This is a genomic window from Streptosporangium amethystogenes subsp. fukuiense, assembly GCF_042665875.1.
Taxonomy (GTDB): Bacteria; Actinomycetota; Actinomycetes; order Streptosporangiales; family Streptosporangiaceae; genus Streptosporangium; species Streptosporangium fukuiense.
Window position 1 is genome coordinate 4,987,769 of the sequence record NZ_JBHTEE010000001.1, and the last position, 22,562, is coordinate 5,010,330.

General features: G+C 70.7%; 22 protein-coding genes. 12 read left to right on the forward strand and 10 right to left on the reverse strand.

The annotated features are described in order from the left end of the window. Positions 1-124: 124 nt before the first annotated feature. Complete coding sequence (locus tag ACFQVD_RS21215; RefSeq protein ID WP_343966500.1) at positions 125-973, reverse strand: TIGR03619 family F420-dependent LLM class oxidoreductase; 849 nt, start codon at positions 971-973, stop codon at positions 125-127. 216 nt (positions 974-1,189) lie between these two features. Here ACFQVD_RS21215 and ACFQVD_RS21220 point away from each other — a divergent pair, with 216 nt between their 5' ends. The 5 genes from ACFQVD_RS21220 (at position 1,190) to ACFQVD_RS21240 (ending at position 5,594) form a co-directional block, all read left to right on the forward strand. Continuing rightward, entirely contained in the window at positions 1,190-1,981 is a 792-nt protein-coding gene (locus ACFQVD_RS21220; RefSeq protein ID WP_343966503.1) for an alpha/beta fold hydrolase, read from the forward strand. Further along, positions 1,978-3,228, forward strand: a complete 1,251-nt coding sequence (locus tag ACFQVD_RS21225; RefSeq protein ID WP_386368615.1) for an LLM class flavin-dependent oxidoreductase — start codon at positions 1,978-1,980, stop codon at positions 3,226-3,228. Before ACFQVD_RS21220 ends, ACFQVD_RS21225 begins: the two co-directional genes overlap by 4 nt. 129 nt (positions 3,229-3,357) lie before the next feature. After that, positions 3,358-4,239 carry a TIGR03619 family F420-dependent LLM class oxidoreductase gene (locus ACFQVD_RS21230; RefSeq protein ID WP_343966507.1) on the forward strand — a complete coding sequence of 294 codons (882 nt, stop codon included), beginning with the start codon at positions 3,358-3,360 and terminating at the stop codon, positions 4,237-4,239. A gap of 159 nt (positions 4,240-4,398) precedes the next feature. Further along, the gene (locus tag ACFQVD_RS21235) at positions 4,399-5,223 is read left to right on the forward strand and encodes a HipA family kinase (protein WP_343966509.1); all 825 of its coding nucleotides are present in this window, start codon (positions 4,399-4,401) and stop codon (positions 5,221-5,223) included. Beyond that, positions 5,220-5,594, forward strand: coding sequence for a DUF3037 domain-containing protein (locus tag ACFQVD_RS21240; RefSeq protein WP_343966511.1), 375 nt, complete (start codon positions 5,220-5,222; stop codon positions 5,592-5,594). Before ACFQVD_RS21235 ends, ACFQVD_RS21240 begins: the two co-directional genes overlap by 4 nt. Here the strand turns inward: ACFQVD_RS21240 and ACFQVD_RS21245 are convergent. The 5 genes from ACFQVD_RS21245 to dxr all read right to left on the reverse strand — a co-directional run bounded on the left by ACFQVD_RS21245 (position 5,577) and on the right by dxr (position 11,413). Next, positions 5,577-6,113: a GNAT family N-acetyltransferase gene (locus tag ACFQVD_RS21245; RefSeq protein WP_343966513.1), complete on the reverse strand. Its 537-nt coding sequence runs from the start codon at positions 6,111-6,113 to the stop codon at positions 5,577-5,579. The two genes, ACFQVD_RS21240 and ACFQVD_RS21245, sit on opposite strands and share 18 nt — an antisense overlap. A 113-nt stretch (positions 6,114-6,226) precedes the next feature. Beyond that, positions 6,227-7,069: a GNAT family N-acetyltransferase gene (locus ACFQVD_RS21250; RefSeq protein WP_030904382.1), complete on the reverse strand. Its 843-nt coding sequence runs from the start codon at positions 7,067-7,069 to the stop codon at positions 6,227-6,229. Positions 7,070-7,136: 67 nt separating this feature from the next. After that, on the reverse strand, positions 7,137-8,750 hold the full coding sequence (locus tag ACFQVD_RS21255) for an alpha/beta hydrolase (protein WP_343966515.1): 1,614 nt from the start codon (positions 8,748-8,750) through the stop codon (positions 7,137-7,139). 276 nt (positions 8,751-9,026) lie between these two features. Then, positions 9,027-10,193 carry a flavodoxin-dependent (E)-4-hydroxy-3-methylbut-2-enyl-diphosphate synthase gene (gene ispG / locus ACFQVD_RS21260; protein ID WP_343966517.1) on the reverse strand — a complete coding sequence of 389 codons (1,167 nt, stop codon included), beginning with the start codon at positions 10,191-10,193 and terminating at the stop codon, positions 9,027-9,029. A 35-nt stretch (positions 10,194-10,228) separates the two neighbouring features. Then, on the reverse strand, positions 10,229-11,413 hold the full coding sequence (dxr, locus tag ACFQVD_RS21265) for a 1-deoxy-D-xylulose-5-phosphate reductoisomerase (protein ID WP_343966519.1): 1,185 nt from the start codon (positions 11,411-11,413) through the stop codon (positions 10,229-10,231). A 193-nt stretch (positions 11,414-11,606) separates the two neighbouring features. On the opposite strand from dxr, the gene ACFQVD_RS21270 reads away from it, so the two are divergent. Together ACFQVD_RS21270 and ACFQVD_RS21275 are read left to right on the forward strand one after the other, a co-directional pair. Continuing rightward, positions 11,607-12,704: a trypsin-like serine peptidase gene (locus ACFQVD_RS21270; protein ID WP_343966522.1), complete on the forward strand. Its 1,098-nt coding sequence runs from the start codon at positions 11,607-11,609 to the stop codon at positions 12,702-12,704. A 78-nt stretch (positions 12,705-12,782) separates the two neighbouring features. Then, on the forward strand, positions 12,783-13,823 hold the full coding sequence (locus ACFQVD_RS21275) for a trypsin-like serine peptidase (RefSeq protein WP_386368618.1): 1,041 nt from the start codon (positions 12,783-12,785) through the stop codon (positions 13,821-13,823). Between the two features lie 155 nt (positions 13,824-13,978). On the opposite strand, the gene ACFQVD_RS21280 is transcribed toward ACFQVD_RS21275, so the two are convergent. After that, positions 13,979-15,406 (reverse strand): aldehyde dehydrogenase family protein, encoded by a 1,428-nt coding sequence (locus tag ACFQVD_RS21280; RefSeq protein WP_343966527.1) that lies wholly within the window; start codon positions 15,404-15,406, stop codon positions 13,979-13,981. Between the two features lie 214 nt (positions 15,407-15,620). Here ACFQVD_RS21280 and ACFQVD_RS21285 point away from each other — a divergent pair, with 214 nt between their 5' ends. Further along, the gene (locus tag ACFQVD_RS21285) at positions 15,621-16,256 is read left to right on the forward strand and encodes a TetR/AcrR family transcriptional regulator (protein ID WP_343966529.1); all 636 of its coding nucleotides are present in this window, start codon (positions 15,621-15,623) and stop codon (positions 16,254-16,256) included. A gap of 42 nt (positions 16,257-16,298) precedes the next feature. Here the strand turns inward: ACFQVD_RS21285 and ACFQVD_RS21290 are convergent, their stop codons facing one another. Beyond that, on the reverse strand, positions 16,299-17,831 hold the full coding sequence (locus ACFQVD_RS21290) for a PucR family transcriptional regulator (protein ID WP_343966531.1): 1,533 nt from the start codon (positions 17,829-17,831) through the stop codon (positions 16,299-16,301). A gap of 90 nt (positions 17,832-17,921) precedes the next feature. Here ACFQVD_RS21290 and gabT point away from each other — a divergent pair, with 90 nt between their 5' ends. After that, positions 17,922-19,274 (forward strand): 4-aminobutyrate--2-oxoglutarate transaminase, encoded by a 1,353-nt coding sequence (gene gabT, locus ACFQVD_RS21295; protein ID WP_343966533.1) that lies wholly within the window; start codon positions 17,922-17,924, stop codon positions 19,272-19,274. 245 nt (positions 19,275-19,519) lie between these two features. Next, positions 19,520-19,762, forward strand: a complete 243-nt coding sequence (locus ACFQVD_RS21300) for a hypothetical protein (protein ID WP_343966535.1) — start codon at positions 19,520-19,522, stop codon at positions 19,760-19,762. A gap of 249 nt (positions 19,763-20,011) precedes the next feature. Here ACFQVD_RS21300 and ACFQVD_RS21305 read toward each other — a convergent pair whose 3' ends face one another. Together ACFQVD_RS21305 and ACFQVD_RS21310 are read right to left on the reverse strand one after the other, a co-directional pair. After that, complete coding sequence (locus ACFQVD_RS21305; protein ID WP_343966537.1) at positions 20,012-20,404, reverse strand: VOC family protein; 393 nt, start codon at positions 20,402-20,404, stop codon at positions 20,012-20,014. Positions 20,405-20,648: 244 nt separating this feature from the next. Continuing rightward, positions 20,649-21,062 (reverse strand): VOC family protein, encoded by a 414-nt coding sequence (locus ACFQVD_RS21310; protein ID WP_343966539.1) that lies wholly within the window; start codon positions 21,060-21,062, stop codon positions 20,649-20,651. Positions 21,063-21,198: 136 nt separating this feature from the next. Here ACFQVD_RS21310 and ACFQVD_RS21315 point away from each other — a divergent pair, with 136 nt between their 5' ends. Both ACFQVD_RS21315 and ACFQVD_RS21320 read left to right on the forward strand, forming a co-directional pair. Continuing rightward, complete coding sequence (locus ACFQVD_RS21315; RefSeq protein WP_343966541.1) at positions 21,199-22,071, forward strand: sigma-70 family RNA polymerase sigma factor; 873 nt, start codon at positions 21,199-21,201, stop codon at positions 22,069-22,071. Further along, on the forward strand, positions 22,068-22,520 hold the full coding sequence (locus tag ACFQVD_RS21320; RefSeq protein WP_343966543.1) for a VOC family protein: 453 nt from the start codon (positions 22,068-22,070) through the stop codon (positions 22,518-22,520). Before ACFQVD_RS21315 ends, ACFQVD_RS21320 begins: the two co-directional genes overlap by 4 nt. The last annotated feature ends 42 nt before the right edge of the window (positions 22,521-22,562 follow it).

The following is a 22,562-nucleotide window of genomic DNA, read 5'->3' on the forward strand; positions in this document are numbered from 1 at the left end:
GAGCCGATGCCGGGCCGGTCATCCGGTACGGCCCGCGGGACCGGGCCCCGGCGCGACATTGCCCCGGAGTCGGCTTGGAGGCACACGACCTCGGGCCCACCGGGAACACCCGGGCCGCGGCCGGTCAGCGCAGGAAGGCCGCGTACTCGTCGAGGACGGGGAGGATCTGGTCGGCCTCGGCGCTGGGGAGGCTGAGTACGACCTCCTCGATGCCCAGTTCGGAGTAGTAGTCGAGTTTCTCCGCGTTGGGGAGCGTGCCGAAGGGGATGACCTTGACCATCTCGCGTTCCGCCTTGTCGCAGGCTTCGCGCAGGGCGGGGAGGGCCGCCCTGACGCCCCGGCCGCCGATCGGCATCCAGCCGTCGGCGTACTCGGCGACATGGGCGAAGAGCTTGGGGCCCGCGGCCCCGCCCACGTAGACGGGGGGACCGGAGACCGGCTTGGGCCAGGACCAGGAGGGCTCGAAGCCGACGTGGCGGCCGTCGAAACCGGCCTCCTCCCGGCTCCACAGGGCCTTCATCGCCAGCATGTGCTCGCGGGCCACGTCGCGGCGGGAACGGAAGCCCTGCGGGCCGAGGTGATCCTCGACCTCCTCGACGTTCCAGCCGAACCCGATGCCGAGCACCACCCGGCCGCCGGAGAGGTGGTCGAGGGTGGCGACGGCCTTGGCGGTGACCAGGGGTTCGCGCTGGGCGACGAGCATGATGCCGGTGCCGAGGGCGATCTCGCTCGTCACGGCGGCGGCGTGGGAGAGCGCGACGAGCGGGTCGAGCGTGCGCCGGTACTCCTCGGGGAGCACCGCCTGCCCCGCCGCCGGGGGCGTACGGCGGGAGACCGGGATGTGCGTGTGCTCCGGCAGGTAGAGGGAGGCGAACCCGCGCGCCTCGGCCGCCCCGGCCAGTTCCGCGACCGGCATGGACCGGTCGGTGGCGAACATCGTGACACCCAGCCGCATCAGCGCCTCCGTCTTCACGCCCGGACCTTCGACGGGCATTCTTTCCCATCTTCCAGCCGTCCGCCCAGGTCGCCGGGGGGACGTCCCAGCCAAGCGGACCCGCTTGGTTAACCAAGCGATTGCTCGTTTATCATCCCTAGGGTAGCTTGCTCACGTCACCAAAGACGAGGCGTTCACCGAGCACGGCTGAGCACCGCGGCCGGCGGACACGGCAATCCTCACGGGAGGACGCTGATGGCGTTCACGGATCTGGGCGACGTCCGGCTGTTCCACACGGACGACGGCTCCGGCGACACGACGCTGCTGCTCGTCCACGGCCTGGGCGCCGACTCCCACGAGTGGGTCCACCACATCCCCACCCTCGCCAGGCACCACCGGGTGATCGCGGTGGACGTGCGCGGGCACGGCTACTCCTCCGCCCCCGAGAGCGGCAACACCCCCCGGCGGATGGCCGACGACCTCGCCCGGCTCTGCGCCGCCCTGGGGGTGGAGTCGTGCGTCGCCGTGGGCCACTCGATGGGCGGCCAGATCGTCTCCCACCTCGCCGTGGAGTATCCCTCGCTGGTCAGGGCGCTGGTCACGGTCGACCCCGGCTACGGCTTCACGGGCGCGGTGCGCGAATACCTCCCCACCCTGATCGAGCAGATGCGCGAGGACGTCGTGGGGGTCTCGCTGCGCAACGACGAGTGGACCTGGACCGCCGCCACGCCCGAGTGGCTGCGCGAGTGGCATCGGCGCCGGATCCTCGCCACGCCTCCGCACGTACTCCTGCAGGCCTTCGAGGCGATGTTCGGCGGCCCGGACGCGCTCGGCCTGCGTCCCAACTCCGACGACTACCTCGCGCGGCGGGCCTGCCCGGTGCTCACCTTCTGGTTCGACCCCGCCCAGGCGGCGTGGGAGGCCGGGCTGTTCAAGGACCCGCACTCCAAGGCGGTCGTCTGGGAGGGCAGCGGTCACCGGCTGCACGAGGAGCGTCCGGGCGAGTTCCTCATCGTCGTCACCAACTGGCTAAGGAGCCTGCCGTGAAGTTCTCGTTGATGCTCAACCCGCAGATCCCCGGCTCGGGCTACAGCCAGGAGGAGAACGCGAAGGCCAGAAGGCCGATCGGGCGCGACACCGAGTCGTACCAGAAGCTGCTGGACGAGGTGCGCGAGATCGCCGTCCACGCCGACCGGATCGGCTTCGACGCGCTGATGATGACCGAGCACCACTTCCACTCCGAGGGTTTCGAGTTCTCGGTCAACCCGCTGATGTTCCTCACCGACCTGGCCGCCAGGACCGAGCGCATCCTGCTCGCCCCGCTCGGCCTGGTACTGCCCGCCTGGGACCCGATCAGGGCGGCCGAGGACGTGGCCCTGCTCGACCAGTTCGGCAAGGGGCGGCTGCGGCTCGGCGTGGCCCGCGGTTACCAGAACCGCTGGATGAACGTGCTGGGACAGCGCTGGCACGCCTCGGCCGCCAGGTCCGACGGGTCGAACTCCGACAACCGCAACTTCGACGTGTTCGGCGAGGTGCTGAACATCATGAAGATGGCCTGGACCCAGGAGACGCTCCGCTACAAGTCCGACGTGCTCGACTACGAGATCCCCTCGCCCTTCGACGGGATCGAGGGCTGGGCGGCGCAGGAGTGGACGAGGACGTTCGGCGCCCCCGGGGAACTCGACGAGAACGGGAAGATCCAGGCGGTCTCGGTCTGCCCCCGGCCGTACCAGAACCCCTACCCGGAACTGTGGCAGCCGTTCACCATCTCCGACCGCTCGGTGATCAGGGCCGCACAGGAGGACATCCTGCCGTGGATGTTCACCCCGAACCCCGACGACCACGCCGCCAAGGCCAGGCTCTACCAGGAGGAGGCGGCCAAGTGCGGCCGTGACTACAAGCTGGGTGAGCACACCGGCATCCTCAAGATCGTCGGGATGGCCGACACCAAGGAGGAGGCCATCGCCACCTACGGCAAGAGCATGCAGAAGGACTTCGCCGCCTTCTTCGGGCCGTTCGGCTACCTGGAGGTCCTGCGCAAGAAGGAGGACGACAGGCACCAGCCGATCAGCCCCGAGAAGGGCGACTTCAAACGCATGAACGAGGTCGAGATGGCCCTGCTCGGCGGCCCCGACGACGTCAAGCGCGGCATCCAGCGGATGCTCGACCGGATGCCGGACCTGGAGTGGTTCGGCCTGTTCATGCAGGGTCAGCAGGGCGTCCTGCCCCTCGACACCGTCAAGCGCAACCTGGAACTGTTCGCCACCAAGGTCATCCCCGAGTTCTCCGACTGACCTTTCGCTGAATCGGCCCTCCGGAGGTCCCCTCCCCTCGGACGTCCCCGGGGAGGAAGGACAGGGACGACACCCGGCCACCCCGGTACATCTATCGAAATTTCAGCATTTCGGAGCCTGGGAGGATCCGTGCAGTTCTGGCTTGGCGCGTCGTTCGTCGAGACCGGCCAGTTCCTCGAACTGGCCGGGGCGGCGGAGCGGTGCGGCATTCACACGCTCACCCTGTCGGACCACATCTTCTACGCCGACTTCGAGTCGCCCTACCCCTATTCCAGCACCGGCGCCCCCCGCTGGAACGCCGACACGCACTGGCCGGACGCGTGGGTGACGATCGGCGCGATGGCCGCCGTCACCACCACCCTGCGTTTCGCGCCCAACGTCTACATCGCCCCGGCCCGTGATCTGTTCACCGTCGCCAAGCAGGTCTCCACGGCCGCGGTCCTGTCCGGGAACCGGGTGACCTTCGGCGTCGGCGTCGGCTGGTGCAAGGAGGAGTTCGTCCAGACAGGCCAGGACTTCCACACCCGGGGACGCAGGCTGGACGAGATGATCCCGGCCCTGCGCGAACTCTGGGCCGGCGGCACCGTCACCCACCACGGCGCCCACTACGACTACGGCCCGCTCTCGATCTCCCCGGTACCCTCCGCGCCCGTGCCGTTCTTCGTCGGCGGCGACAGCGAGGCGGCGCTGCGCCGCGCGGCCAGGACGGGCGACGGCTGGATGGGCAACCGGATCTACACCGAGGAGCGGCTCGACCCGGTCCTCGCCGACCTGCGGCGCTACCTCAAGGAGTACGGCAGGGCGGAAGACGCCCTGCAGATCATCGCACCACTCGCGGTCATGCCCGACGCCGCCACCTACCGCCGCTTCGCCGACAAGGGGGTGACCGGAACGATGGCCGCGCCCTGGTGGCTGGCCACCCCCGAGGAGAAGGCCAGGTACGGCGATGGCGTCGAGCTCAAGGTCGCCACCATGGAGCGCTTCGCCGAGGAGGTCATCTCGAAGATGTGACGCCGCGCCCGACAGGCCCGCCCGGCCCGGCCGGGCCCCGGATCAGGCCGCGGTGGACCGCGGTGGTGATCACCGCACCGAACCGGCACGGCGTGCGTCGGCCGGGCCCGCGTGCCGGGTGACCGGTCGCCCGGCGGCCCGAGCCGATAGCCTGGCCGGGTGCTCGAAAAGATCAAAGCCACCCGTTATGTGACGCCCCTGCGGGAGGGCGGCTCGCTCCCCGGGGTCATGGAGGCGGACGACCTCGGCACGTACGTCGTGAAGTTCCGCGGCGCCGGCCAGGGCCGCCGGGTCCTGGTGGCGGAGATCGTGTCCGCCGGGCTGGCCCGGCGTCTCGGCTTCCGCACGCCCGAGCTGAAGGTGATCGACGTCGATCCACAGCTCGGCGCCCGCGAGCCGGACGAGGAGATCCAGGACCTGCTCAAGGCCAGCGAGGGCAACAACCTGGCCGTCGACTTCCTGCCGGGCGCGCTCGGCTTCGAGCCGCTGGCCTGGCCTCCGGATCCCGGTTTCGCCTCCCGCCTGCTCTGGTTCGACGCGCTGATCCACAACGTCGACCGGAGCTGGCGCAACCCGAACCTGCTCCTGTGGCACGGCGACACCTGGCTGATCGACCACGGCGCCGCGCTCTGGTTCCACCACAACTGGCCCTCGGCCGACCCGCTGCGCGGCTTCGACGCGCGCGACCACGTGATGGCCCCCTTCGCCACCCGGATGCCCGAGGCCGACGCCGAGTTCAGCGAGAAGATCACCCGGGACCTGCTCGACGGGGTGGTGGACGAGGTTCCCGACGAGTGGCTGGAGGACGAGCCGGGGTTCGACGGGGCGCAGGCCGTGCGACAGGCGTACGTCGAGCACCTGCTGACCCGCGCCCAGGGCCCGCGCACCTGGCTGCCGGCCCCCTCGTCCGGCTCCGGCCGGGACCCGGCGGCCCAGCAGGGAAGGCCCGGCTCGGTGGGCGCGTTCTGGAAGGACAACCGGTGAAGGACGTCTACGAGTACGCGATCATCCGGGTCATCCCCCGGGTGGAGCGCGGCGAGCTGATCAACGCCGGCGTGCTGCTCTACTGCCAGCCGCGCGGCTATCTGTGCGCCCGCGTGGAGCTGGACGAGACACGCCTGCGCGCCCTCGACCCCCGGGTGGACCTCGACGGCGTACGGCACGCGCTCGACGTCTACCGGCGCTCCTGCGGCGGCGAGGGACCGCTGACCGCGGAGCCGCTGGGCGGCCGGTTCCGCTGGCTGACCGCCCCGCGCAGCACGATCGTGCAGACGGGCCCGGTCCACGCCGGTCTCACCGCCGACCCGGAGGCGGAGCTGGAACACCTGATGAGCCGCCTAGTCCGCAGCCCCTGACCCGAGACCGGAAAGCGACTTGTGCATGCGGACGCGGCTGAGCGTCTGGTCCTCCAGGTGCACTGTCTCGACCTCGACCCGCCGATAGCCGAGCCGCTCGAAGACCGGCACCGCGCGCCAGGAGGCGTGCGTGCGGAGTTCTTCGACCTCGTCGGCCCGGGCCGCGTTCTCGACGGCCGTGAGCAGCAGCCGGGCGACGCCCCGGCCACCGTGGCCGGGGCCGACGAACAGCTGGTCGACCTCGCCGCGATGGAGCTGTCCCACCGGCCGCAGAGCGACGTTGGCGAAACCGGCCACCTGTCCTGCCACCAGGGCCACGAAGGTCTCCGTCTGGTCGATCATCCGGGCATGACCGTCGAGGCTGCGCCGCCGAGACCAGGCCGCCAGCTGTTCGGCGGTGTAGTGGGCGGCGGCGGATTCCGAGATCGCCCGCAGGCTCAGCTCGTACAGCCGGTTCGCGTCCTGCGGGACGGCGCGTCGCACCGTCGGTGTGGGCACGGACATCGCGGGCACGGACATGGGGATCGTCACTCCTGGGTGTCGGGGCGGGCGCCGGAGCCGCCGGCCGCACGCCTGGGCCGCCGGAAGGGCCCGGCGAGGTGGTGGGAGATACCTGGGCGGCGGGACGCCGGTCAGAAGAGTACGGACATGAAGGTGCCGACCTCGACGAAACCGGCCCTGCGGTAGGCGGCCCTGGCCGGGGCGTTGTAGTCGTTGACGTACAGCGAGACCACCGGCGCGAAGTAGTCGAGCGCGTGCTTGACCACCGCGGCCATCCCGGACACCGCGTGGCCGCGGCCACGCAGGTCGGGGTGGACCCAGACGCCCTGGATCTGGCAGGCATGCGGCGTCACCGCGCCGATCTCGGCCTTGAAGACGACCCTGCCCCCCTCGATGCGGGCGTACGACCTGCCGATCCTGATCAGCTCGGCGACCCGGGACCGGTAGAGGGCTCCGCCGTCCCCCAGCTCAGGGGAGACACCCACCTCCTCGGTGAACATCGCCACGCAGGCCGGCAGCAGGATGTCGAACTCGTCGGGCCGGACCCGCCGCACCAGCGGGTCGGCCGGGAGCGGCGACGGCTCGGTGGCCACCATGAGCGGCTGCGCCCAGCGGATCGCCCGGGCGGCTCCCCAGTGCGGCTCCAGCCGCTCCCAGAGCACCTCGACCGCGTCGGCCGGGCCGACGATCGAGGAACAGCGGCGGCCCTGCCTGCGCGCGCGTTCGGCGAAGGCGTAGACGGCGTCGGTACCGGCGTTGACCGGAACCAGGTTCGCCCCGGCGTAACAGAGGGAGGTCAGGCCACCGCGCGGCCCGAACCCCCACATCTGGCCACCGAGTCTGGCCGGATTGAGCCCGACCGAACGGACCCTGGAGGCGACGAAAACGTTACCGACGGGGTCGATGTCGAGAAGCGCCAGGACCTCGTCTCGATCGTTGTCGTCGAGCACGCGCGACGCCGTTGTACGCAGCATCACATGCTCAGCCTACGCGACCCCCTCGATTTTGGCAGGAACCAACACAGAGCATCTCATCTACCTGCTAGATCGCCCCTCCCCCCGAGTGCCCGGCGGGCACCCGGACGGGCGAGGGTCCGATCACCGGCACGGGCACCGGCGGCGGCAGGCCGGGGCAACGGGCGTCCGGGCCGCCGGAGTCCTGCCGTGCTCCACCGGGAAGGGTGCCGTCCCGCAGGTAGGCGGCCAGGCGACGGTCGACGCAGGCGTTGCCGTTGAGCGAGATCCCGTGGTTGCCGCCGGGTACGACCAGCAGCCGGGAGCCGCGGAGCAGGGTGCGCATCCGCAGCGCCCCCGCGTACGGGGTGGCGGCGTCGCGCTCACCCTGGATCAGCATGACCGGGGGCAGCCTGGTGCTGTCGTGCACCCGCACGGGGGTGCCCCCCTGCACGGGCCAGAACGCGCACGGCGCGTTGTACCAGGCGTTGGGCCAGGTGAGGAAGGGCGCCCTGGCGTTCGCCCTGGTCATGTCCGTGCGCCAGCGTGTCCAGTCGCGCGGCCAGGCGGCGTCGCGGCACTGCACCGCCAGGTAGACGGCGTAGCTGTTCTCATCCTTGGCGTCGTTCTCCACGTGCTTGCGGTAGGCGTTGAGCAGGAGTGCCGTCTCCCCCTTCTTGACGTAGGCGGAGAAGGCCTTGGCCAGCTGCGGCCAGACGGCGTCGGAGTAGCCGCCGACGGTGTAGAGATCGTCGAGCTCGCTCGGACCGATCACTTCCGCCGCGGGATGGCCGCCCAACCGGGTACGCATGGCGTCCCAGGCGAAGGAGACGGCCCTCTCGGTGGTGCCCAGCCGGTAGACCGGATTGTGACGGGCGATCCATTTGAGGAATTCCCGGTGCCTGCTCTGGAAGGCGATGCTCTGGCTCAGGTTCGAGCGGTACCAGATACCGCGCGGGTCCACCACGCTGTCCAGGACGAGCCGCCTGAGCCGGCCGGGAAAGAGCGTCGCGTAGACCGCGCCCAGGTAGGTCCCGTACGAGTAGCCCAGGAAGCTGATCTTCGACTCGCCGAGCGCCTCCCTGATCAGGTCCATGTCCCTGGCGGAGTTCTCCGTGGTCATGTGGGGCAGCATCCAGCCCCACCGGTCACCGCACGCCTGGGCGTACTCGCGGGCCCGATCGATGAGCGTGCCCTCGTCACGCCTGGTGACCGGCACCTGGTCGGGGCGGGGCGGCCGGTAGTACTCCGCGGGGTCGACACAGCTCAGCGCGGGCTCGCTGGCCCCCACCCCGCGCGGGTCGAAACCGACCACGTCGAACCGGTCGGCCAGGCCGCCGGGAAGCCCCGCCACGACGCCCTTGACCAGATCGCGACCGGACGCACCGGGCCCGCCCGGATTGACCAGCAGCGCGCCGAGACGGTCGTGGACGGCCCTCCCCCTGATCCGGTTCAGGGCGATGTCGATGGTCTGGTACGGGTTGCCGTAGTCGAGCGGCACACTCAGCGTGGCGCACTCCATCCGGCTGTCCGCCCGCTGCGCGGGAACGGACGGCGCCACCCCGGGCAGCGAGATCCCGCCGCTCTCGCAGGGCCCCCAGACCAGCCCCTCCCTCTCCTGGGCCACCGCCCCCCGCGGCACTCCCACCGCGACCGCCAGCATCGCGATGCTCGCGGCAATCCCGACGACCCTCTTCTTCACTGCGTCCCCCTACTCGTACGGCAGAGGCGATGGTCTCCCGGAGGGGGTGCGATTCACCCGGGACACAACCGGATATCTAGCAAAGTGTAGTCAGATGATTGCTAAGTGTAATGGTTCCAGGTCGGACGGCACCGCCGAGCAGGCCACCAGAACACCGCAAACGGCCACGGAGGCTACGGAGACCGGAGATCCCCGGCAGAGAGCCCCCGCAAAAGGCGCGCCCCCGGCGGCGAGAGAACGGCCGGGGGCGGACACGCGCGGGAAGCGGAGCGGTGCCTAGCCGACGACGACCTGGGCGCCCATGACGTCGTCGTCGAGGTCGACCTCCACGCCCATCTGCTCGGCGAGACGCAACGCCTCCTCGATCAGGGTCTCCACGATCTGCGACTCGGGAACGGTCTTGATGACCTCGCCCTTGACGAAGATCTGGCCCTTGCCGTTGCCGGAGGCGACACCGAGGTCGGCCTCGCGGGCCTCTCCCGGGCCGTTGACGACGCATCCCATCACCGCGACACGCAGCGGGACCTTCAGCCCCTCCAGCCCCGCCTGGACCTGCTCGGCCAGGGTGTAGACGTCGACCTGGGCGCGCCCGCAGGAGGGGCAGGAGACGATCTCCAGGCCACGCTCGCGCAGGTTGAGCGACTCCAGGATCTGGTTGCCGACCTTGACCTCCTCGACCGGCGGGGCGGACAGCGACACGCGGATGGTGTCGCCGATCCCCTCGGCGAGCAGGGCCCCGAAGGCGACGGCGGACTTGATCGTGCCCTGGAAGGCCGGGCCCGCCTCGGTGACGCCGAGGTGGAGCGGGTAGTCACACCGGGCGGCGAGCAGGCGGTACGCCTGGACCATCACGACCGGGTCGTTGTGCTTGACGGAGATCTTGATGTCGCGGAAGCCGTGCTCCTCGAAGAGCGAGCACTCCCAGAGCGCCGACTCCACCAGCGCCTCGGGGGTGGCCTTGCCGTACTTCTGGAGCAGGCGGGGGTCGAGCGAGCCGGCGTTGACGCCGATCCTGATCGGCACGCCTCGGTCGGCGGCGGCCCGCGCGATCTCACCGACCTTGTCGTCGAACTTCTTGATGTTGCCGGGGTTGACCCGGACCGCCGCGCAGCCCGCCTCGATCGCGGCGAAGACGTACTTCGGCTGGAAGTGGATGTCCGCGATCACCGGGATCTGCGACTTCCTGGCGATGGTCGGCAGCGCGTCGGCGTCGTCCTGCGAGGGGACCGCGACCCGGACGATCTGGCAGCCCGAGGCGGTCAGCTCGGCGATCTGCTGGAGCGTCGCGTTGACGTCGGCGGTGACCGTGGTGGTCATCGACTGGACGGAGACCGGCGCGTCCCCGCCCACGGGGACGGAACCGACCATGATCTGACGAGATATGCGTCGCTCGGCGATCGGCCTGGTCCTTACGGACGGGATTCCGAGAGCAACAGAAGTCATTTTCAGCCCTTGAAGAGTCGACGACGCTCACCAGTCTAGGCAGTCCCGGTGAGCTCCCGTGCCCTTATCCGTGCCCAGGAGTCGGCATCGAGCACCTCGGCCACCGAGCCGGCCTCGGTGACGGCGTGCTCGGAGACCACCGAGGCCACGGTGTCGACGATGCCGAGGAAGGGCAGCCGACCGGCCAGGAACGCCTCGACGCAGACCTCGTTGGCGGCGTTGTAGACGGCCGGTGCCGTGCCGCCGGCCGCGCCGACGTGGCGGGCCAGCGCGACGGCGGGGAAGGCTCCGTCGTCGAGCGGCTCGAACGTCCAGGTGTGGGCGGCGGTCCAGTCGACGCCGGGCGCGGCGTCGGCGACCCGCTCGGGCCAGCCGAGGGCCAGCGCGATGGGCAGGCGCATGTCGGGCGGGCTGGCCTGGGCGATGGTCGAGCCGTCGACGAACTCGACCATCGAGTGGACGACCGACTGCGGGTGGACCACGACGTCGATGCGCTCGAAGCCGATGTCGAAGAGCAGGTGCGCCTCGATGACCTCCAGGCCCTTGTTGACGAGCGTGGCGGAGTTCACCGTGATCACCGGTCCCATCGACCAGGTCGGGTGGGCGAGTGCCTGCTCGGGGGTCACCTCCGCGAGATCCGCGCGCGACCTGCCGCGGAAGGGCCCGCCGCTCGCGGTGACGACCAGGCGCCGCACGGCTGAGGCGTCGGGGCCGGTGGGACCCGCCGCCCACAGACACTGGGCCAGTGCGGCGTGCTCGGAGTCGACCGGGATCAGCTGGCCCGGCTTGGCCAGGCGCTTGACCAGCGGCCCTCCGACGATCAGTGACTCCTTGTTGGCGAGCGCGAGCGCCCGGCCGGCCTCCAGGGCGGCCAGCGTGGAGGTCAGCCCCAGCGCGCCGGTGATGCCGTTGAGCACGACGTCGGCGGGCCAGGAGGCGGCCTCCGCCACCCCTTCCTGACCGGCCAGCACCCGCGCGGCCACCCCGCGCGCGGCCAGGGCCGCACGCAGTTCCGGCACCGCGGCGGGATCGGCGACGGCGACCACGTCGGGCCTGAACTCGGCCGCCTGCCCGGCCAGCAGGTCGATCCGGCCGCCGTAGGCGGCCAGCGCCACCACCCGGAAGCGGTCGGGGTTGCGGGCGATGACGTCGAGGGACTGGGTCCCGATGGACCCGGTCGAACCGAGCAGGACGACGGAGCGGACGGTGTCTGGCTGCACCGTCCCATTCTCCCGGCTCGGGCCGCGCTGTCGAATCGCCCCCATCCCCTCGGAAATCTGTTAGACGTGAAACACGCGATAAAAGGCGATATTTAAGTCCGAATTTCGTCATATCAATAGCTGTAAATCTTGAGAAATACGTACGTACGGCGCACTAGCTTCCCGGAACAGCAACGGGCCTCGGGAGGTACATATGCGACGCACAGCACGACTCATCCCTCTTCTCACCGCGGTCGCGGGAAGCACTCTGCTCACCGCGACGATCGCGCACGGCGCCACGGGCGCGGGTGCGGGTGCGGGTGCGGGCGGCCCGGGTACGGGCGGGGGCGTCACCGCGGCGCGGGCCGTACCCCAGCCGGTCGAGAAGGAGGCGGCCGACACCAAGGCGGAGCAGCGGACCGTCCAGCGCTACTGGACGGAGGCCAGGATGGAGGCGGCGAAACCGCTCGCCGCCCTCATCCCGGAGAAGGACGGTGCCCGCCTCACCTCGGCGGCGATCGCGGCACAGGCCGCGGCCGACCCCGTCTCCATCCCCGCGACCACGCCGGACGGCGAGACCGCACCGGCCGCCGGCACGGCCGCCAAGGGCACGGCGGCCGTCCGCGCCTCCACCGGCGCGCCGTGGACCCGCGGCGGGGCGATCGCCAGGACCACCGGCCGCGTCTTCTTCACCTACCAGGGCCGCAACGCCTCGTGCTCGGCGAACGCGGTGACGAGCGAGAACAGAAGCACTGTGATCACCGCGGGACACTGCGTGCGAATGGGCGGGGCCTTCCACAGCAACTGGGTGTTCGTACCTGGATACGAGAACGGCGACCGGCCCTACGGCACGTGGGTGGCGACCACGCTCTACACCACCCCCCAGTGGAACAACACCGAGGACATCAACTACGACGTGGCCTCGGCCGTGGTGGCCCCGCTGAACGGCAGATCGCTGACCGACGTGGTCGGCGGCCAGGGCGTCTCCTTCAACCAGTCCCGCCGGGCGCAGATGCACTCCTTCGGCTACCCGGCGGCCAGTCCCTATGACGGTTCCAGGCTGGTCTACTGCGCCGGACGCGCCTTCGACGACTTCCTGATGTCCCGCGACATCGGGTTGAACTGCAACATGACCGGCGGGTCGAGCGGCGGCCCGTGGTTCCTCCGCTTCAACGAGAGCACCGGCCTGGGCACGCTGAACTCGGTGAACAGCTTCAAGTACGACTTCGCCTCCGGCTGGATGTTCGGCCCGTACTTCGGCACCGACGCGCAGGCCGTCTACGAGGCCGCCCAGACGACCGGCGCTCCCTGAGCCTCACCAGGCCATCGGCGGCCACGAATACCCTAAAGTAAGCACAGAAACACTCTCCGTAGTGCAAACTCGGGTTTCATGACCTCAAGCCTCCCCCTGCTTGCGGCCGCCCCGCTCGTCGCCGGGCTGCTGGGCGTCCCGACGACCGGCGTGCCGGCCATCCGGCAGACGGCCGCCGAGCCCGGGCAGCGGGCCGTGAACATCCCCGCCCTCCCTCTCACCGCGGAAGTCGCGACACCCGGCACACCGGACGTCGTCGAGCACACGGTCGCTCCTACCGCGTCGGAGCGAAAGCGCGTGCTCGACTACTGGACTCCCCGCCGGATGGCCTCGGCGCTCCCCGTCGACCGGCTCTCGAAGGCCACCGGGTTGCTCGGCCGGCTCTTCGACCGAGCCGGCCGGGGGGCCGCCCCCCATCGGAGCCCGAACGGCGCCGCCACACGCACCTCCGGCGCCCGCTGGACCTCCGGCGGAATGGTCGAACGCACCACGGGGCGGGTGTTCCTGACCATCAAGGGCAGTGACTTCGTGTGCTCGGCGAGTTCGGTCAGGAGTGCGAACAGGGATCTGGTCGTGGGTCACTGCGTCAAGGACGGCACCGGCGCCTGGGCCGACAACTGGACCTTCGTCCCCGGCTACTCCCAGGGCCGCCGCCCGTACGGGCAGTACACCGCGCGCCGCATGTTCGTCGCGGGTCCCTGGTCGCGCGGCGGCGACGACAGCCACGACATCGGCATGGTGGCGGTCAACACCAGTGACGGCAAGCACCTCGGCGACGCCGTCGGCGGTCAACAGATCGCTTTCGGCACCCCCAGAGGGCGCCCCACCAGCGGTTTCGGCTTCCCCGCCGACTCGCCCTACGACGGTGAGCACCTGGTCTACTGCGCGGGCACGCTTCGCGACGACCCGAACGGGCAGACCGGTGACCAGGGGATGCGTTGCGACATGACCGCCGGATCCAGCGGGGGCCCGTGGCTGAGCGGTTTCGACGCCTCCACCGGCCGCGGCACGATCGTCTCGGTCAGCAGTTTCAAATACAGCGACGACCACCGCACCATGTACGGCCCCTACTTCGGCGACTCGGCCAGGGAGCTCTACGCCATGGCCGCGACGTCGTGACACCGGCGGAAGAAGCGGGGGCGAGATGATCGAGGCGCCCGCGTCTCCGGTGGGAGCGGCGCGGGCCCCGTCGACGACGGAAGCCGAGACCGGTTCGGAGGGCCGTCACCGGCGAACCGGCCGCGGGACACCGCGACCGGGGCACCGGGGCGGGCTCAGAGGGTCAGGCCGGTGAGGACCATGACCTTCTCGTAGGTGAGGTCGGCGATGGCCGAGCGGATGCCCTCGCGGCCGACGCCCGAGTCCTTGACCCCGCCGTAGGGCATCTGGTCGGCACGGTAGGACGGCACGTCACCGATGATCACTCCGCCGACCTCAAGCTCCCGGTTGGCCCGGAAGGCGTTGTCGAGACTGCGGGTGAACACCCCGGCCTGCAGGCCGTACTTGGAATCGTTGACCGTGGCGAACGCCTCGTCCACTCCGGACACCGTCTGAACGATCATCACGGGGCCGAAGACCTCCTCGCAGGAGACCTTGGCGTCGGCCGGCACGTCGGCGAGGACCGTCGGCGCGACGGTCGCGCCGTCGCGGGTGCCGCCGGCCAGCAGGCGGGCACCGGCCGCGACGGCCTCGCCGACCCACTGTTCCACGCGCTCCGCGGCCTCGACGGACACGAGCGGGCCCACCTGTGTCTTCTCGTCGGCGGGGTCGCCGACGACCAGGGCCTCGACCGCAGGGACGAGCCTGGCCACGAAGTCGTCGTGCACCGACGCCTCGACGATCACCCGCTGCACGGCGATGCAGCTCTGACCGGCCTGGTAGTTGGAGAACAGGGCGATCCGCGAGGCGGCCCAGTCGAGGTCGGCGTCGGCGAGGACCACCGCGGCGGCGTTGCCGCCGAGTTCCAGGGTCACGTGCTTGCGCGGGACCGCCTCCAGGATCGCGTACCCCACCGGAGCCGATCCGGTGAAGGAGACGACAGGCAGGCGCGGGTCCTCGACCAGCCCCGCGGCGCGGTCGTTGGGCACCGGGAGCACCGAGAACATCCCCTCCGGCAGGTCGGTCTCGGCCAGGATCTCGCCCAGGACCAGTGCGGAGACCGGCGTCGCCGGGGCGGGCTTGACGATGATCGGGGCGCCGACCGCGATCGCCGGGGCCACCTTGTGCGCCACCAGGTTGAGCGGGAAGTTGAACGGGGTGATGCCCAGGACCGGGCCGTGCGGGACACGCGAGATGTAGGCGAGGCGGCCCGCGGAGGCGGCCTCGGTGTCCAGGCGCATGGTCTCGCCGCCGAGGCGACGGGTCTCCTCGGCCGCGAACCTGAAGGTGGAGATCGCACGGCCGACCTCGCCGCGGGCCCAGAAGATCGGCTTGCCGTTCTCCTCGCTGATGAGGCGGGCGATCTCGTCGGCACGCTCGGCCAGGCGGCGCGAGACGTGCGCGAGGGCGTCGGCGCGCACGTGGATCGGGAGCGCGGCCGCCTCCTTCCGCACGGCCGCCGCGGCGGCCACGGCCTCCTCGACCTGGTCGGCCGTCGGCACGGAGCAGACGGCGACGGCTCGGCCGTCATGCGGATTGGTCACGGTGAGCTCGGTGTCGCCTGTGGCGGGGCGGCCGGCGAGCCAGAAGGGGCGCACGTCCATACCTCGACGCTATGTCACCTGCGACGGCACGGTCTTACTCCACTCCGCACAAGATCCCGGTACCGGTACACCTTTCCGGCCAATAGTCCATTCACCCCGGCCCTGTAACGAAAAGAGGGGCATTCGGGGATATTCCTTACATGGCGCCGGTTTAAATGATCTTCATCATGGCTAAGTCACCGAATGAACACTCAGAGCGGAAGGGCGTGGGCGCATGACCTCCTCGGCGCCGCGCGGCCTTCAGGGCGCGTATCTCCTCGGTGAACGGGCCTCACACGACGAACTGCGCGCCAGGTTGCTCGACGTCGCCAGCCAGTTGCTGGTCACCATCGGTCCCGAGAGCCTGTCGATGCGCCGCATCGCCACCGAGGCGGAATGCTCGACGACCGTCATCTACACCATGTTCGGCAGCAAGGAGGGCCTCGCCGAAGCCCTGTACCTGGAAGGCTTCGAGCGCTTCCGGCGGCGCCTGGAGGCCGTGCCCCCGCGCAGGGACGCCCTGGAGCACCTCACGGCGCTCGGCCCCGCCTACCGGGAGGCCGCACTGGACGAGCCCGGCTACTACGCCCTGATGTTCGAGCGCGCGATCCCCGGCTTCGTACCGAGTGAGCGGGCCAGGACCCTGGCCCGCGCGGCGCTGAACATCGTCGACCGAGTGATCGCCGACTGCATCTCGGCCGGGTACATCGTCCCCACCCAGCCCAGGAAGATCGCCGATGCCGTGTGGGCCGCCGCCCAGGGCGCGATCAGCCTGGAACGTGCCGGGCACCTGCGCGACAGCGGCACCTACGACACGGTCATCCAGGCCGTCATCTCCCGCTACCTGGTCGCCGGCGTCTCCCGGGCGTGACCGGCCTGCCGGCCTCTCCGTGGGCGGAGTCCTCGCCCCGGCTCACCTGGCGGACCCGTCACCCGGGGCGACCGCCAGGGCGATCCAGAGTTCGGCGCGGGCCGCCGGGTCGTCGAGGTCACGGCCGACGAGTTCGGCGACCCGGCGCATGCGGTAGCGCAGGGTGTGACGGTGCACTCCGAGCCGCTGCGCCGCCGCGTCCCAGTGGCCGTTGCAGTCCAGGTAGGCCCGGAGGGACTCCAGCAGGTCCGCGCGCGAGCCGTACCTCCTGAGCGGGGCGAGCAGCGCCGAGGAGAAGGCCGCCGCCGCGTCGGAGTCGAGCAGGCAGAGCAGTCCCCGGCCCGCCAGGTCCGCGAAGCGCATCACCGGCACGGCGCCGCGCCTGGCCCCGGCGAGTGCCTGGTACGCCTGGTCGAGCCCGGTGCGCAGATCGTCGAGATCGGCGGGATCGCCGACCCCGACGGGGCCGTGCTCGCCGAGCGCCGCGGCCACGGCATCGGCCCGCGAGGCCGGGACGAGCAGGACCACCCCGTCACCGTCGGCGCCACCGTCGGCGCCACCGTCGGCGCCGCTGTCGGCGTCACCGTCGGCCGCCGCGAACTCGTCACCCGCCGTCTCCAGCACCGCCTCACGCTCGCCGGCGCAGACGATGGCCACCAGCGGCCCGGCGGGGAGCCGCTCCCCCAGCCGCTCCAGCGTCTCGCATCCGGCGTCCACCTGCCCGGCCAGCAACAGCCGCAGCACCGCCGAGCGGACCCGGCGCTCGGCGGCCAGGTGCTCCCTGCCGTGCTCGACGGCGAGCGTCAGCAGGGATCCGGCGGCGTTGACCACGGTATGCGCGACCGGGGTGAAGGGCCTGCCGAGGCCGACGGCGAGGAATCCCCTGACCCGGCGGGCCCCGAACGGTTGCACGATGACGTGCTCCCTGGGCGAGGAGAAGGCCGCGCTCGCGGGCGCGCCACGGCCGGTGATCTTTCTCAGCCGTTCCAGCTCGGGGCCGAGGTCGTCGGCGGCGCCGGCCGCCCCCCGGCCCGCCGCGTGCCGCACGGCCCCCGCCTCGTCCAGCAGGATCGCCCAGCCGCCCAGCTCGCGGGCCAGGCGGTCGATCACCGCGCGAGGCCCCTCCGGGCGCAGGGCGGCACGGGTGAGCCGGCCCTGGGCGGCGAAGGCACGGCTGAGCTCGTCGTACTGCTCCGCGGCGAGCAGTTCGCTGACCGCCTTGCCGATGGCGACGAACGGGATGTCGCGCGGCACCTCGAGCAGCGGCAGCCCCGCCCGGGTGGCGGCCTCGACCAGTTCCCCGGGAATCGTCTCGTGCCCGAGCCCGACGCCGAATCCGAGGCCGGCGACCTCCCTGCCGACCAGGCGCTCGACGTAGGAGGCGGCGTTGCCGGCGTCCAGGCGCATGCCCGTGGTGAGGACCAGTTCCCCGCCCTCAAGGAACGGGGTGGGATCCTCCAGTTCGCTGACCGCCACCCAGCGCACCGGCCGGTCGAGCGCGTCCCCGCCGGCGAGCACGCCGAGCCCGAGCGGTGACCGCCGTACGACGGTGCGCAGCGTCGGCGCCACAGCCACCCCCGTTTTGTACGTTACGTCCACTATTACCCGTCAATTTTGACATAGTGCATCATCGGCACACCGACATCCACCACATACCTTCACATCATGAGCACCCTCACCGAGGGCGGCCCCTCGCTTCCGCAGGAACGCCGCGTCGTCACCGAGATCCCCGGCCCGAAGTCCCGTGAGCTGTTCGCGCGCAAACAGGCCTCTGTACCCCCGGGCATCGGTACCACACTGCCCGTCTTCGTGACGCATGCCGGAGGCGGTGTGGTCGTCGACGCCGACGGCAACTCCCTGATCGACTTCGGTTCGGGCATCGCGGTGACCAACGTCGGCAACGCCGCTCCACGCGTCGTCGAGCGGGTGCGCAAGCAGGTCGCCGACTTCACGCACACCTGCTTCATGATCACGCCGTACGAGTCGTACGTGCAGGTCGCCGAGAAGCTCAACGAGATCACCCCCGGCGACCACGAGAAGCGCACCTTCCTGCTCAACAGCGGCGCCGAGGCCGTGGAGAACGCGGTCAAGGTCGCCCGCCAGGCCACCGGCCGCCAGGCGGTCGTCGTCTTCGACCACGGCTACCACGGCCGGACCCTGCTGACGATGACGCTGACCGCCAAGAACATGCCGTACAAGCACGGCTTCGGCCCGTTCGCCCCCGAGGTCTACCGGGTGCCGCTGGCCTACCCGTTCCGCTGGCCCACCGGCCCGGAGAACTGCGCCGAGGAGGCCGCCGCCCAGGCGATCGACCAGATCACCAAGCAGGTCGGCGCGGAGAACGTCGCCGCCGTGGTGATCGAGCCGATCGCCGGCGAGGGCGGCTTCATCGAGCCTGCCAAGGGCTTCCTGCCGAGGATCGCGGAGTTCTGCCGGGAGAACGGCATCGTCTTCATCGCCGACGAGGTGCAGACCGGCTTCTCCCGTACCGGCGACCTGTTCGCCTGCGAGGACGAGGGCATCGTGCCCGACATCATCGTCACCGCCAAGGGCATCGCGGGCGGCCTCCCGCTGTCCGCGGTCACCGGCCGGGCCGATCTCCTCGACAGGGTCCACGTGGGCGGCCTGGGCGGCACCTACGGCGGTAACCCGCTCGCCTGCGAGGCGGCACTGGGCGTGCTGGAGACCATCGAGGCCGACGACCTGACCGGAAAGGCCCGCCGCATCGGCGAGACCATGCTCCCCCGGCTGCGCGCCATGGCGGAGCGGAACCCGGTGATCGGCGACGTACGCGGCCGGGGGGCCATGATCGCCATCGAGCTGGTGGTCCCCGGCACCAAGGACCCGCACCCCACGGCGGCGGGCGAGATCGCCAGGAGGTGCCACGCCGAGGGCCTGCTCGTGCTGACCGCGGGCACCTACGGCAATGTGCTGCGCTTCCTGCCGCCGCTGGTCATCCCCGACCACCTCCTGGAGGAGGGGCTCACCATTCTAGAGAAAGCCGTGAACGAGACGTGACGGTTTAGAACCCACCAAATGGGGCACCCGGCTTGATGCTGAGTGCCCCATTTGCCGTTATATGGCCTGCATGCAGGCCGTGATTTAACCACCACTTGACACCTGCCACAACGATCACGGGCCGTGACCGCGTTATAACAGTTCCGATACGAAAGTGCGCGATCAAGGCAGGAAACGTGTCGACAGCCTCCCTGCGGCCGCGCCGTGGGAGAAACCAGGGGTCTCCACGCCGAAGGGATAGAGAAATGAGTTGGAGGCAGGCCAGAACGGCACACGTCACAATGACCTTTGATCCCGAGGGGCTGACCCCCACCCAGCGTGAGGGCGACGCCTGCGTGGCCTGCCACAAGAAGTGGCCCCGCCCGCGAATCAGGATCGGCCGCCTTCCCGACGACACAACCCTCTTCGCCTGCCCGGAGTGCGCCGACGCGCTGCTACCTCAGCAGGACGACACCCACTCCCTCCCGTGGCGCGTGGCCTTCTCCTGATGCGCCGTTCCTCGATCGAGGGCACGAACGCGCGGCCGGAGAGGCCGAGCCTGCGAACACCGATCCCACCTTCCTCACCCGTGCCCGGGATGTCCGCGGCAACGGTGATCAAGCACCTCGCCTGGTCATAGACGAGCGCGGCACGCGCCCGCCCGTCCCGGGCCATCGCCTCCTTGAGCGAGGGCCCGGACCGGTCCCCGGCCTCGCCCGGGTGTGGCGTGTCCGGGGACCCCGCGCGAGGTCTACGGGTCAGGAGGCGTAGGTGGTGACTTTCCACAGGTAGCCGTCCGGGTCGCTGAAGTAGCCGAAGTACCCGCCCCACTGGGCGGGGGCCGCCTCCTTGACCACGCTGCCGCCGGCGGCCACCGCGTTGCGCATCGTCTCATCCACCACTTCCCTGGAGTCGGGGTTGAAGTGGAATGAGGCGCCGCGGAATCCGGATCCCTCCGCGGAGACGCCGGCGTCCTGTGCCGCTGCCTCCCATTCGTAGAGAGCCAGCCGCGGAGATCCCTCGCCCAGGCTGAACGAAACGAAATGGCGGGTGTCCTCGTCGATCTCGCAGCCCAGGCCTTCGGCATAGAACCTCTTGGCGCGAGCCAGGTCCTTGACGCCGAGCATGATGGCGCTCACCTGCAGTGACACGGTTCTCTCCTGGTGTTTTCGGGGTATTTCGCTGCCTGAACCGGCAGGCCGGACATCCGGGCCGGGCCCGGATGTCACATCGGCGTGGCGGACCGAGCGTTGAGAAACGTGCGACGAACCGCCAAAGCACCGCTGAGCCGGTCTTTCGCCGGTCGGCGAGTCGTATCCGGTAAGCGCGGACACGGCACGCCCGGCGTGCCCGGCGATGGCCACGTCACCCACACTCGCCAGAGGCTTTCGGCGGCTACTCCGCGTAGGGCTGGTCCGTTCCCTGGGCGCTGTAGCCGAGACTCCAGATGTAGCCGTCCGGGTCGGCGAAGGAGCCGCCGTACCCGCCCCACGGCAGGGCGCCGGCGGGCTTGAGGACCGTGGCGCCGGCCTTCTCGGCCTCCGCGATGATCTCGTCGACCCGCGCCTCGCTGCGGACGACGTAGGTGAGGACCAGCCCGCTGAAACCGCTGCCCTCCGGACTCGTGCCCACCTGGCCGGCCAGGCCTTCGCGGCCGTAGAAGCCCACGGGCGAGCCGCCGTCCGGTTCGAAGAACGCCGAGATGCCGTAGTCGTTCTTGATCTTCCAGCCCAGACCCTCCGTGTAGAACCGCTTGGACTGCTCCAGGTCCCGGACGCCGAGGAGGATCGAGCTCACGTGCGCTTTCATGCCTTGTCTCCTGCTGCTTGAGGTGTATGCGCCGCCTGAACCGGCAGGCCGGACATCCGGGCCGGGCCCGGATGTCACATCGGCGCGGGTTCGCCGGTCAATTGGTATGACAGGCGGCGACGGAGGAATGTGACAGATGGTCGAGCAGGACTGGCTGAGCGAGCGGTTCGCCGAGCACCAGGGCCGCTTGCACGCGGTGGCCCACCGGATGCTCGGCTCACCGGCCGAGGCCGAGGACGCGGTGCAGGAGGCGTGGCTGCGGGTCAGCCGCGCCGACACCGGCCAGGTGGAGAATCCGGCCGGGTGGCTGACCACGGTCGTCGCCCGGGTCTGCCTGAACATGCTCGAGGCGCGCCGGGCCCGGCGTGAGGAGTCGGCCGGGGCGCTGCCTCCCGAGCCGGCCGCGCCGCACGCGAGCACCCACCCGACCGGCCGGGCCGACCCCGAGGACGAGGCGCTACTGGCCGATTCGGTCGGTGTCGCGCTGATGGTGGTGCTGGACACGCTGACTCCCGCCGAACGGCTCGCGTTCGTCTTGCACGACGTCTTCGCTGTGTCGTTCGGCGAGATCGGCGCCATCATGGACCGCTCCCCGGTGGCGGCCCGGCAACTCGCCAGCCGGGCCCGGCGCCGGGTGCAAGGAGCGGCGGACGCATCCGATGCCGCGCGATCGGCGAAGCGGGAAATCGTCGCCGCCTTCCTTGCCGCCTCCCGGAGCGGGGATTTCGCCGCCCTGCTCGAGCTGCTCGATCCGGACGCCGTGGCCGTCGAGGCCCGCGGCGCCCAGGCGGTGGCGGCTTTCTTCGCCGGGCGGGCTCAGGCCGCCCGGCTCGCTCTGGTCGACGGCGTTCCGGCGGCCGTCTGGTCGCACCGCGGCCGGCCGAAGGCCGTCTTCACGTTCACCATCAGCGGCGAGAAGATCACCCGCATCGCCATCGACACCGACCTGGACCGGCTCCGCGACCTCGACATCGTCTTTCTCAGCGCCAACGACAAGGAGCGGCAATGAGCCATACTCCCCGACCGGTCCGCGGTGTGACCGGCATGAATCTCAGGCTCTCGTCCTGCACTCTCGCCGTCTGCGACGTCGACGAGGCGCTCGGCTTCTACCGTGACGTGCTCGGTTTCGAGGTACACGATGACGTCGAAGCCGAGGGGACGCGGCGGGCGAGCGTCGGCCCGCCGTCACAGCCGGACGTGCAGATCTTTCTCGAATCGCCCGGCGCGGACCCGGGTGCCTCGCCGGCCGACCGGCAGACGATCGAAAACCTGATGGCCAAGGGCCTGCTGGGCCGTCTTGTCTTCCTGACCGACGACTGCGACGCCGCCTTCGAGCACATCGAGGCAGCGGGCGCTGAAGTGATGCAAGAGCCGATCAACCAGCCCGATGGCGTCCGCGACTGCGCCTTCCTCGACCCCTCCGGCAATATGCTGCGATTCACCCACCGTGGCAGGTAAACCGGGCACTCGCGTCGCGGCGGGAACACGCCGCGAGGCGCT